General features: G+C 59.5%; 9 protein-coding genes. 7 read left to right on the plus strand and 2 right to left on the minus strand.

The window, feature by feature from the left end:
• The first annotated feature begins 435 nt into the window (after positions 1 to 435).
• Positions 436 to 2307: a DUF1565 domain-containing protein gene (locus Q7S58_RS09850; protein ID WP_304824294.1), complete on the plus strand. Its 1872-nt coding sequence runs from the start codon at positions 436 to 438 to the stop codon at positions 2305 to 2307.
• A gap of 174 nt (positions 2308 to 2481) precedes the next feature.
• On the opposite strand, the gene Q7S58_RS09855 is transcribed toward Q7S58_RS09850, so the two are convergent.
• On the minus strand, positions 2482 to 2982 hold the full coding sequence (locus Q7S58_RS09855) for a hypothetical protein (RefSeq protein WP_304824297.1): 501 nt from the start codon (positions 2980 to 2982) through the stop codon (positions 2482 to 2484).
• A gap of 748 nt (positions 2983 to 3730) precedes the next feature.
• Between Q7S58_RS09855 and Q7S58_RS09860 the strand changes: the two genes are divergently transcribed.
• The 6 genes from Q7S58_RS09860 to Q7S58_RS09885 all read left to right on the plus strand — a co-directional run bounded on the left by Q7S58_RS09860 (position 3731) and on the right by Q7S58_RS09885 (position 11981).
• A complete protein-coding gene (locus tag Q7S58_RS09860; RefSeq protein ID WP_304824300.1) occupies positions 3731 to 4768 on the plus strand; it encodes a kelch repeat-containing protein in 1038 nt (345 codons plus the stop codon).
• A gap of 129 nt (positions 4769 to 4897) precedes the next feature.
• A complete protein-coding gene (locus tag Q7S58_RS09865) occupies positions 4898 to 8452 on the plus strand; it encodes a N,N-dimethylformamidase beta subunit family domain-containing protein (RefSeq protein WP_304824303.1) in 3555 nt (1184 codons plus the stop codon).
• Between the two features lie 76 nt (positions 8453 to 8528).
• Positions 8529 to 8906, plus strand: a complete 378-nt coding sequence (locus tag Q7S58_RS09870; protein WP_304824305.1) for a hypothetical protein — start codon at positions 8529 to 8531, stop codon at positions 8904 to 8906.
• Positions 8907 to 8927: 21 nt separating this feature from the next.
• Positions 8928 to 10391 (plus strand): right-handed parallel beta-helix repeat-containing protein, encoded by a 1464-nt coding sequence (locus Q7S58_RS09875; RefSeq protein ID WP_304824309.1) that lies wholly within the window; start codon positions 8928 to 8930, stop codon positions 10389 to 10391.
• Positions 10392 to 10599: 208 nt separating this feature from the next.
• Positions 10600 to 11241: a hypothetical protein gene (locus Q7S58_RS09880; RefSeq protein ID WP_304824312.1), complete on the plus strand. Its 642-nt coding sequence runs from the start codon at positions 10600 to 10602 to the stop codon at positions 11239 to 11241.
• Positions 11242 to 11696: 455 nt separating this feature from the next.
• Entirely contained in the window at positions 11697 to 11981 is a 285-nt protein-coding gene (locus Q7S58_RS09885; protein WP_304824315.1) for a helix-turn-helix domain-containing protein, read from the plus strand.
• A gap of 241 nt (positions 11982 to 12222) precedes the next feature.
• Here the strand turns inward: Q7S58_RS09885 and Q7S58_RS09890 are convergent.
• A partial coding sequence (locus tag Q7S58_RS09890; RefSeq protein WP_304824318.1) for an alkyl sulfatase dimerization domain-containing protein occupies positions 12223 to 12711 on the minus strand: 489 nt, incomplete at its 5' end.

A 12711-nucleotide genomic window follows, 5' to 3' on the forward strand; every position in this document is an offset into this window, starting at 1 on the left:
CCTGGCTGAAAGCGGTCAAGCCAGGATAATCCGATGGGTTGCGAAAGCGCCCTTCCATCGATTCGTCCAAGCCGAGCCCCTAATCAATCGGTGAAGTTCGTGGAACCTCGAGTCGATCCGCGGTTGCGGCGTGCGCGAATCTGACAATTTATGCAGATTTAAAGTTACTTAAGATTAGTTCTAGTTAAAAGAGATAATAAGCATGATTCTTAAACACTCTAAGCTCGCTATAGCGACAAATCAGTTTGATATTAAAGAAACCATCTTGTATCAACTCCCTCGTCGTCGCGGGTAGATCGAAAATCGTCAAGGCTTCGAAGGTCCTCGACACCATAGCCGTCATTCGACTATGGCTGAGGCCGGTCGATTTTTCTGCTCGCGAAAAACTGCCGGTCACCGACGATTGCGTCGGCCCGGCCAACGCGAGGAGATTCGATGCGAACACAAACATTTTCGAAAAGGCATGGCGGCGCGCTGTTGCTGGCGGGGATCGTCTGGCTCGCCTCCACTGGCGCGGCGGAGGCATCCGATCTGCGGATTCAACAGCCGAGGCGGGGTGCGATTGTAAGCGGCGACGTCGCGATCGTGCTGTCGCTCTCCGATCGTACCGACTGGTGCGCCGCATTTATCGACGGGCAACTGCTGGCGAAGAGTTCTCCCGGGGTGGTGTCTCCTTACACTCTGACGTGGAATTCGAGATTGGCCATCCCGACGTGGCATACCATCTCCGCCAAGACATATAACCGGAGGGGGCGGCTGCTGGCGGAGCGGTCGGTCGTCGTTTCCGTCTCGAGGAGCACGGTTTCATCGCCGACGCGGAGCCTGACCCCGACCAGGACCGCGACCCGCACGCGGGACACCGACCGCACGCCGACGCGCACATCCACCGCGAGCCGCACTCCGACGCGGACCGCCACCGTGACCAAAACCGCCACGGTCACCCGAACGGCGACGCGCACTCGGACCCCAACTCCTGCGGCGTCGGTGACCCCGACCCGGACATCGACCATGACCGCGACTCCGACCGCCACACCGACGGCAACGGCGGTTGGCACAACCTTCTACGTTTCTCCCAGCGGAAGCGACTCGAATTCGGGGCTCTCCCGCACTGCTCCGTGGCGTACGATTCAGCACGCCGCCAGTTCGCTGCCGCCGGGCGACGTTGCGATCGTGATGGCAGGCACTTATGCCGAGCGTGTACTGGTCTCTCGTTCAGAAAATGCGGGCGCCCCGATCACGCTGCAGGCTGATTCCGGCGCGAAGGTCATCACGCGCGGATTCGAAGTGCGGGCCGATCATGTCACGATCGCGGGCTTCGAAATAACCAACCAGGCGACCACCGAACCCGCCGGATACGGCGTTTACGTCGCCGGCGCCAGCAATCTGATCAGCGGCAACTACCTGCACGATCTGTACTTCGAAGGAATCATGGTATCGGGAGAGGGAAATCCCAACTCCGCCACCACCGCGCAGAACCTGATTTCGAAAAACGTCGTGGTGCGGGCAGCGATGGCGGGGATCCATCTCGAGGGTCAGCGCAACACAGCCGTCGGCAACGATATCAGCGCTACCCGCCAATATCCGAGCGGAGGACCGCGGCGGAGCGGCGCCGACGCCGACGGAATACGCTTCTTCGGCAGCGGCCACGCAATCAGATCGAACCATATTCACGATATCCCGTATGGCGCCGCGGAGAACCCCGACCCGCATGTCGACTGCTTCCAGACCTGGGGCCCGGCCAGCAGCATCATGATCGAGCGCAACTTCTGCGTCTGGTCATCCACCTCGGCGAGCACCGACAACGAAGCGTCGAGCCTCGAGAGCCTCTCCGGCGCCAGCAGCCAAATCAGTTACAGGAGCAACGTGTTCGTGAATATGCGCCAGGGTATCAACGCGTCGGACATCTCCGGCCTCGCGGTGCTGAACAACACCTGGGACAATATCCTTGAGGAGGCGGTGATCCTGAATTCCAGCCCCAACGCCAGCATCATCAACAACATCTTCTACGATGTCGGCAGCGGCAGCGACAGCTACGCATGCATCGACAGCGGATCGCAATCGGGAATCTCGATTGCCTCGAACGATCATTTCATGTCGCAGGGAAGTCCGGGAAATTATTGCAGCAGCGCGCCGTACAGCTCGCAGGATCCTTTGTTCGCCGATGCAACCGGCATGGATTTCCATCTGCAGAAGACTTCGTCACTGATAGACCGGGGAACCACGATGAGCACCGTGCCGAATGACTACGACGGCGTGGTCCGGCCACAGGGCGCGGGGTATGACATGGGAGCGTTCGAGTATCATTGAGATGAGTCAGGCGAGCCGGGCGATCGTCAGCGGCGCAATGCGGCAGCGGCCGGCGATTTGACTTGACTGGAAAAGATGCTGGCTCGCGGCATCGGTTGAAGCGCCGGCGACTCGGATCCGATCGAGTCGCCGGCCGCATCGCCGAATCAGCCAGCCGGGCGGTGTGCGCCCGGCCTAGGCTTCCAGCGCGGCCTTGCGAATCATCTGCAGGATCAACAGATAGTCGTCCACGGTTTGCGGCTGACCCAAAAACGACATCTGCGAAAGGGTCCTCAAATCATCGACCGAGGAGTCGTCGTGGCGACTCGATCGGTCGTCCGTGGAAACCGGACGCCACAGTGAAGATTTCCTCGGCTTGAGTCGGGTTGCGCGGTTCACGAGCATCGATGATCGACCCGACTTCCTCGGTTGAGCAGCTCCGGCTGAATAACGCCTGCCACTGCCCGCGGCGGGCGCCAGCCCCAGAAACCTGAGCACCGGCTCAAGGCTTACTTCGCGGGCTTGCGCGGCCTCTGCCAATTGGGCTCGAACCACCTTGGCGTCCGCCTGGATTGGACAGGCTTTGGATTCATCGAAGAAGAGCGGCTCATGCGGCTTAGGGCAACGGCGGAATTTCGTTTTGAATGCGCAAAAGCGATGCCGCGCGATGAGAATCATGCCGATCTTCGCGTACATCTGGGATGACTTGGCTAGTCTTGCACGATGGTCCACGTGATCTCCCCTTCTGCAAAGCCCTAGGTGGTTACTGACATCTAAATCATATTCCACGCTAAATCAAGCTAATCAAACATCTCTCTTATAGTTAAAGTACTACATTATACATCAGAAAATGACTAAACATATGAAAATGATCTCCAATTATGTGGAAAATCTGGTGCTCCGGTCGTTTAAACCGACACGGCGTCGGGATGTGCGCGAGCGGCGCGGCCGCAATTTCCGAAACAATCTTCCCGCTCGCTAGCACCAGGATCCAGGCACAAGGAACGTAATGTTCACTTCGACCTAGCTTTCGTCGCCTTAGCCCTCCTCAACCTTGCTTCGCTGCCCGCAGATCGCGCCCGACGAATCCCCGACAAATCCACCGGACGCTCGCTCGCGACCAAACCTTATATTTAATTGGTTATTTTATTAGCTTTTACACCTGTTTACTATCTTTCTATTGACTTTACTTTATTTAACCGCTATGGTCTCGCATTAAAGCATCACCGGCAGCGCCGCCGGTGACAACGGACCAACCGTCAGCAAGGGGCGGGCTTTTATGCAGGCACAGTCGAGAAAACGAAGCGTGCGACTCGCGCTGGCAGCCGGTGCGCTATCGATGGTGGCGTTGTCGCTCTCGGGAACCGGCGCCGGGCCCGTTGGCGTTCTGGCGCAAGGCGGGTGGAGCGCTCCACGGCGTGTCACTCCGACGGGTTCGATGACCATGTCTCGTGCATTCGCGACCGCCACCAGCCTGACCTCCGGCCGCGTCCTGATCGCTGGCGGAGTCGATTCGAACTATCGCTACCTTCCTAATGTTGAACTCTACAACGCTGCGACCCGTACCTTTACTGCCCTGTCGCCGATGACTACGGGGCGTGCGGCGCACACGGCAACCTTGCTGCCCGGCGGCGCGGTGCTGATAGTTGGCGGCACCACTTGCGTCAGCGGCGTCTGTCACAAACTTGCGAGCGCGGAGGTCTTCGATCCGATCTCGCAGGGGTTCTTGCCGGTCGGAAACCTGGTCACGGCGAGAGCGGGTCACACCGCTACGCTGCTCGGCGACGGGACGGTGCTGATAGCGGGAGGCGTGGATGACGAAGTCATCCCTAGCGCTGAAATTTTCGATCCCGCCACGGCACGCTTCACCGAAACCGCGACCTTAATCTCACCGCGTTTTATGCATTCGGCGACTCTGCTCCTCGACGGCCAGGTTCTGCTTACCGGCGGACGAAGCTGCGTCGATGAATGCGAAGCAAACCCGGCCAGCAAGAGCGCCGAACTCTACGATCCCGGCCGGCGCCAATTCTTTCCGGCCGGAACGATGCGCGAGAGTCGGATCCTGCACAACTCGACGCTCTTGCCGGACGGGCGAGTCCTGATTTCCGGCGGCCGTTCCTGCATCGGCGACTGTGAAGGCGACAAGACGCTGCAAAATACCGAAATCTACGATCCCGGTAACGGGTCGTTTGTCCTCGCGGCAAATATGTCAACGGCGCGGGCCTCTCATCGGGCGATCGCGCTACCCGATGGACGGATCTTCATTTACGGGGGCGCTTGGTGCTCCAGGCGCAGCGGGTGCTCGTACCTCAACAGCGGGGAACTGTTCCAGCCCGACACGGAAACCTTCATTCCGGCCACCAGCGGCACCGTCGCGGGCGTGAACTCGGTTGCGGCGTTGCTGCCGAATCAAGAGGTATTGATCGCGGGGGGAAGGATGCGCGGAAGCATTCTCAGATCGGCGGACGTGTTTTCCTTTTAAACTAACTAACCGGTTACGGGTGGTGCGCCCGCTAATGGACAGGAATCCCAAGGTGGTCGTCCTCGCTCGTTTGGCGTCCCGGCAAATCGAAGAAAAAAGGTGCGTGCAGCAACTCCCGAGATTTCTGTAATGAAGCGACACGGAATAGTTGGAAATCTTGCGGTTTGCGCGTCATTGTTGGTCTGTGTCGTGCTGCTCTACTTCCAGCAGGCCGGCCAGGCGCAGTCATCGCAGAATCCGGTGCAGGCGGAAAATGCCTTGACCGGGACCACCGATTGGTACCTCGACAACCCGGCGCCCAATCATCAGATAGAAGGATACGCTTCGGCGAATAGTATCAATCGCGGCGAGTCGATCAATTTCTTCGTCAATACTACCAGCGCCAGCTACACGCTCGAAGTCTTCCGCATGGGCTCGTACGGCGGCACTGGTGGCAGGCGCATCACCCAGCCAGTCACGCTGACGGGTCAAAGTCAGACGATTCCCACGGCCGATCCTGTATTCGGGATGGTCGAATGTAACTGGTCATTCCCATACACCCTAACGACTTCCAACCTCGATCCGAATGAATGGGTGAGCGGCTTCTATCTCGTCAAGCTTACGACCAGTAATGGCCGGCAGTGGACGATCCCCTTCGTGGTGCGTGATGACAGCCGGAACTCCGATCTGTTGTACAACATCAGCACGAACACCTACCAGGCCTACAACGCATGGCCAGGTATGAATTCGGGTGGCAAATCGCTGTACGACTATAACAGCAGCGACAGTATCCCTTCGGCCCGGCCAGGAAGCGGACTGAACTCAGCCGTCAAGGTCTCCTTCAATCGTCCATATGACGATAGTTGGGGCGCCGGCCATCTTTTGACTTTCGACCTCGACATGATCGCGTTCCTGGAGAAGGAAGGCTACGACGTCACCTACCAGGCCGACCTGGACACCCACCTTCATGCTTCCTCATTGCTTAGTCATAAGGGGATTGTATTGGGTGCGCATGACGAGTACTGGACGCTGGAAATGCGCCAGAACATTACAGCGGCCCGCGATCAAGGCGTCAATCTGGCGTTCATTGGCGCCAACGGGGTTTATTGGCAGGTTCGATATGAGCCCAGTACCGTTGACGGGACTCCCAACCGGACCGTGGTAAGCTATAAAGATGGCGCCAACTTCGATCCGGCGGCTTCGAGCCCCTCAACATATCCACAGATAACTACTCTGTTTCGGAATCCGCACGGCAACCTTCCGGGGCAGCCCGAGGACGCGCTGCAAGGTGTCATGTATGAATATCAGTTTGTCGACAGCGACATGGTCATTGCTAACGCCTCTCATTGGATCTTCGCAGGTACCGGCCTGACCAATGGCAGCCATCTAGCCGGCCTCTTGGGCTACGAGGTGGATCGCGAGTTCGGCAATCAGCCGGCAAATACGGTGGTGCTGGCGCACTCTCCTTATCTGCAGGATGGCGACTCGGAAACGCACTATTCTGACATGACAATCTACCAGGCGCCTAGCGGCGCGTGGGTGTTTGCATCAGGAAGCATCCAGTTCGATTGGGGTCTGAGCAACGTTTCTCCGTGGGGACCTCCATCGTCGCGGGTCAGCGCGCCCGCGCAACAGATGACTCGCAACCTGCTGAATCAATTTATAGCTGGCGGTGGCGCGAGCCCGACTGCGACCGCGACTCCGTCGCCGACATCGACCGCGAGTACAGGAGCATCACCGACGCCCGCGCCCACGCCAACTTCAATAGTAACTGCGACACCGACTACAACTGCGACACCGACTACAACCACGACGTCGACGCAGACGGCGACTCCGACAGCTACCGGCACCCCATCGTTCACCCTGGTGGCTGGCGTTAATGCATCTTCCAGCACCACCGCAGTGAGTACTCTGGTTACCAACGGCTGGACGGCGGTAGCAGGACATATGTTGGGCGTCTTTGTCGAGGTTGCTTCAACCTCGGTGAGTGTTACCAACGTCACCGATCGCCTCGGCAATACCTATGCTCTGGCCTCTAGTAGGGTCGGTAGCACGGGAAGAACGGAGCTGTGGTACTCGATCAACATCAGAGGCGGCTCGAATTCAGTAACGGTCAGCTTTAGCAACGCGACCAAGGCAGTCGTTCGCGGGGAAGAATTCGCTGGCGTTCCAACCAGCGCTAGTTTGCAACAAACCAACGTGAATGCCGGGGTCGTACCGGGCAACGTCGCTACTACTGGCAATATTACGACTGCGGCGGCGCCGAGCTATATGATAGCTGGCATCGGCTGGGACACCGCTGCGGCGGCTAGTGCCACGCAGGGCGGTTTCGCGCGCATCGGGCAAATCAGCAACGGCGATTCATCCGCCACGGTCAGCTACCTGTTCGCGCTCGCTAGTGCTCCAGGAACATTTGGTACGGGTGTCACGCTCTCGACCAGTTCCAACTGGCAGGGAGTAGTGGCGAGCTTTGCCGTGGTCGTCACCGCGACGCCAACTCCTACGCCGACAACGACGGCGACGCCGACCGCGACCGATACGCCGACGCCGACGCCGACCGATACGCCCACGCCGACTGCAACCACCACGGCTACGGCGACCGACACTCCAACGCCGACAGCCACCGCAACAGTCACGGCTACGGCGACCGACACTCCAACGCCGACGCCGACTGCCACCGCAACCGCGACGGCTACGGCGACGCCGACTGAAACTGCAACTACGACTGCAACGCCGACTGAGACCGCAACAGCCACGGCAACGCCAACTGAGACCGCGACGCCAACTGAGACCGCAACGGCCACGGTAACGCCGACTGAAACCGCAACAGCCACGGCAACGCCAACCGATACTCCGACGCCAACTGCAACGACTACGGCTACGGCAACCGCCACTGATACTCCGACGCCGACCATCACGCCGACCGTGACTGCAACCGCTACGGTGATTATTCTGCCAACACCGACCGCGACGGATACGCCAACTGTAGCACCGACCGTGACACCCACTATCACACCGACTGTCACACCGACCGCAACGCCGACCAGTACGCCGATCCCCATCACACTGCGCAGTATCGGCACCGGCAGCACCAACACCGGGGGCAGCACTCAGGTTGTCATCACGACACCGCCAGGTACCCAGCCTAACGATTTGATGGTTGCAGAAATTGCAGTGCGCGGAGGGAACGGAACGCAAATCACCGCACCCTCCGGATGGACTCTTGTGCGCCGCGACAATTCAGGCACGAACGTCGCGCAGGCAATTTACCGTCGAACGGTAGCAAGTTCGCCGCCCGAGCCCATCACTTATACCTGGACCTTCGTCGGCAGCCCCAAAGACGCCGCAGGCGCGATAGCTGCCTACATCGGCGCCAGTACCGCAACACCGCTGGATGTAACAGGTGGACAAGGCAACGCGAGTTCGACCAATCTGACGGCGCCGTCGCTACTAATACCGTCGGGTCAAAATTCGGACCTCTTGATGGGTGTGTATTCGATCGCGAACAGCGCCGCGGTAACCCTGCCGTCCGGGATGACTACGCGTTGGAGTTTCCGCGCCACCGGCTTCGGTATTGGAGTCGCCGCCGCCGATCTCACACTGACTTCGAGCGGTTCAACCGGCAACAAGACCGCGACTGCGGCGGCGGCCGCGGCCAACATCGGATCGTTGGTGGCGCTGATTCCGCAACCGCCATCGCCATAACGAAATGGGGGATAAGGGAATGGAAAAGTTTGAGAACAAGTGGATGGGCACAGGCGGAATTCAACGCGATTCGTGGGTGGATGGCCTGCTGGTGACGGACAGCGTGATGCCCTCGCAGTTCAATCAACGCCGCACCACCCGCAGCGGCGAAGAGCGTTTGCTGTTCGCGGTGTTGAAGGACGCGATTACCGATTTCCTTGGCGATCAGCCGCAGGCGAGCAAAGAGGCGGCCCGATGGCTGAGGCATCGCGGCTGCCGGCATCCGTTCACTTTCGAAAACATCTGCGACGTCTTCGGCATCGACAGCGGCTGGTTCCGGCAAGGGCTGTTGAGGCAGCGCGCGCTGCTCGATCAGGAGCGTTCGATGCTGGCGGCGGCTGCCGCTTCGATCGAACCGGCGGAATATCTCCAGATGAAAGAAGTGTCGGCCGGGCCGATCGATGCGCAGTTTTGAGCGGATCGCCAGGTCACGAAATTGAGGAAGATACTGACAGCCGCATTGATCGCGTCCGCCGGGTTCCTCATCGCGGGCATCGCGCGGAGCCCGGCTCAGCCGAGCGGCAGAGACTTCTACGTCGATACCGCCGGCGATGACACGCACGACGGCGCCAGTCCCTCATCGGCGTGGCGGAGCCTGGCGAAGCTCAATTCCACCGCGTTGGCGCCGGGCGACACAATTCATTTGAAGCGCGGATGCGTCTGGCGCGAAACGCTGGAACCGCGCGGCGGCGGCGAGCCCGCGCGGCCCGTGACCCTTCTCGGCTACGGCGCAGGAGACAGTCCCGTCGTCAGCGGCAGCGACCTGATCGACGGCTGGTCGCGGGCGCGTGGATTCATCTATCGGGCCTACTGCCCGCGCAAACCCAACAACGTGTACGTGGACGGCGAGCCCGGATGGGGCCTTACGCCGTCGGACGCGATCGCCGCGATGGCCGCCGGCAGTTGGTTCTGGGACGCGACGGGAACGGCGCTCTATGTTTGGCTGCCGGATGGCGCCGACCCCGCGCGCCATTCAGTCGAGGCGGCGGTTCGCCTCCATGGCATGAAGGTGCTCGCGAATGGCGGCGAGAAGAGCAACATCGTCGTGGACGGGTTGACGTTCGCGCGGACCGGCGGCTACGGAATCTATTTTTTTTCGAACTCCAACGACGGCAGGGGATTAAGCGGCGTAGTAATCAGGAACAACCGCGTGATGCAGACCGGGACCGGGCGGCGCGACGGCGGCGAATACTACAACGCGATTCATTTCTCGGAACATCTGCAACTGAACACGGCGCCCCAATTCATCAATAACTCGATTTCCTACAGCGGCGGTCATGGCAACGCGATCAATTCCCAAAACGCGGACTGCGCGCAACTGATCGGAAATCGCGCCGATCATTTCAATCATCACGGCTTCGACACCAAGCATTCGGCGAACGTCGTCATTCGGGGCAACATCGCTCACGATTCGCCCGACAACAACGGAATCTACCAGGAATACTGCCTGAACGGACTGATCGAGCGGAATGTCGTCTTCAATCTCGGCGGTTCCGTCCCGGGGCGAGGCTCGGGAATCCAGATCGACGTCGGCAGCGCTGGCGCACGAATTTTTCGCAATTCGATCTTCAATGTGCTGACCGGAATTTATCTAACCGTCCCCGCCACCGCGAAATTCAATGCCGTAAGCCACGCCCGCAATGCGGTCCTCGAAGCCAACGCGGGGGGCATCTTTGGCCACAACGTCTGGGGCGATAATCCTGTCTTCCTCCTGCGCGGCAGCCGTTATCCTTTTGCGGAATGGAGGGCGTCGCATTACGGCGAAGGCGACCTGGCCGCCGATCCCCAATGGATCGATCCGGCTGGCGGCAATTTCGGCCTGTTGGCGTCGTCGCCGTGCCTGGCGATGGAAGCCGGCGCTTCGCCCGTATCTCCGGAAATGCCGAAGGTGAGATTCTGAAGTCAAAATCTGACATGGAGGATCAGCTCGAGTGCTCTGAAAGTGCTCCCTGTGCAACGAAATCCATTTGGTTCGCTAAGGAACAAATCTTACGATAGAAGCAGGAAAGGCGGAGTGCCTCAAAAATAATCGCGCCGAAAAACCTCGAGCTGCCTATGCCTTCTTCAGCTTCAGAGACACTTGCAACCACGTTTGGAATGCGACCCCGATGCCACAGCAGCAAATGATCACGATGCTCTTTACGATACGTCTGGGGGTGGCGGAAGCCGCGGAAGATAATTCGCAGTTCATTCTGAGCTTCGATTACCTGGACCCCAGCCGGATCGTCGCCTTCATTTCACCCGAGATTCACCAGGAGATGGGAAAACAATTCGCCCAGACGCCGGGCCTGGACGGAGTTTCGCTGAGCGCGTCGCTCTCCTCGCTGATCCGCGACTCCTGCGAGTACCTGGAAAATGAGTCCGCAGTTAACCAACTGATAGCGTCGCTCGAGTCTGCGGTCCAGCAGTTGCGAAGCTTTCAGAATGACCGCGATGCTGCACTCAGGGCGGCGGTATGCGATCGCTGTTCGCACCTCGCGTTCGATCATTACCGTCCTGATTCTGGTGAAATCAGGTGTCTTCATCGGGACTGCGAATGTCCGGAATTCGCTCCACTGCGAAGGATGGGCGAGCCGTCCCGCGCCGGGCGCGAAACGCCGGTTCTGCGAGTGTCGTCGTCAATGCGACGGCCCCCGCCGCCGCGATGGCCTGCGAGTGGGCGCATCCAAACTATCGGTCACACGCCGTCAAGAATCGATGCCCGTCCTTCCCCGGTCATTGAACCGGCTCCAAAATCTCCCGAAAAATAATCATTTTGGCTTGAGTCCTGCTCCGGAACCCTTGATGCGGCAGAAATGTGACGTTGGCGGTTACGGAAGTGACAGATTCTTCCTGCCTTGAGGTAACTGCTCTTGTATTTTATTGACCATATCGGCAAGATTAATTTCGGCGGGGAAAAAAGAAAAAGCTTACAGAAGCTTTTCTTCTCTATTTTCTAAGTTTTTATGGCTCGAATTTTGCTGCTGAGTTTTGGGTCGCCTGGCGGGCAAGGCCCAAGCGCGGATGGCGTCAATAAGGCGAGGACCCCCTTTGGCTATGTGCCTTCAGGGGAGTGCATATGCGTACGTGTGCGGGGCCTCCACCTTTCGGACGATGTTGTTGCGACGTTGAAGTAAAGGAGAATATAGTAGTTTTAGAAAGACAGGGTTAAAGATGCATCAACCCTGCTCCTATCGATCCCACGAGGGAAGAGAAGGACGAAACAATGACGAAAGAACTGAGAGGAGCAGGGCGGGGGGAAAAGGCCAAGGACAGATCGGCCTCGCGCGACGGGCAGCCGATTCAAAACAACCCGGTCAGGGAGTTCTACACCGTCAGCCAACTCGCCGATTTGCTCCAGCTAACCGAGATGACCATCTACCGGATGATCGGTCGAGGCGAGTTGCCGTGTTACGCGATCGGGCGGATCAAGCGGTTTCGCCGGGGTGACGTGGAGGAATTCCTGGAGCAATGCCGCGTCCAGGGAACCGCAAAGCAGCTCGCGACCTGACCAGCCCGCCGTCATTCCGGGGGCGCCTGTTTCACGGGAGCGGTTTTTTGAGAGGCGCGATCTTTCGACTCCGGCAGCCTCCGCTCAAGATGACGGAAAAGGCAAGCCTTCAGCTCCGGATGACGGAATAGCAACGGCGCGCTCAGAATTCAGCACTTTCGTCGGTGAACGATAGACCTTCTGTGATTCAGATTCGAAGGCTGCGCAGCCGAACAATCCCGGAACTTTTACTGCTCCTCGTTCACACGCTGCGCGGATCGTCGGGCGCCGGGAGGCCAGCCTTTTTCGCCGATTCGATCGCCGCCGCCCGGAAGATGCCGTGCGCCATCGTCGATTCCGCGTCGTGTGCGCGCGCCGCGTAGATTTTCATCCGCGCTTCGTGCGCCGATTTGTCGTCCGGCGCGGCGGCGACCGCCCAATCCGCCAGATGACACGCGAGCGCGAGTTCGCCCGCCGCAAGTCGCTCGATCGCGCGCGCCACGATCGGCGCGACACCGCCCGCGAGCGCTGCGATTTCGCGCGCCCGTTCCGCGTCGGTCGCCGGCTTCAGATTCGCGGGTTCGCCGTCGTACCATCCGCCTTCGAGCCGCCAGATGTTGTGCACGATGAACTCGGGCTCGTCGTACACCGGTTGCAGCCATGGCTTGCCGGCGAGATTCGGAGGCGGCTTGACGGTATGAATTATCTCGTCCAGCGGCGCGCCCGCATTCATCATCGCGATCGTCTGATC

It is taken from the genome of Candidatus Binatus sp., assembly GCF_030646925.1.
Lineage (GTDB): Bacteria > Desulfobacterota > Binatia > Binatales > Binataceae > Binatus.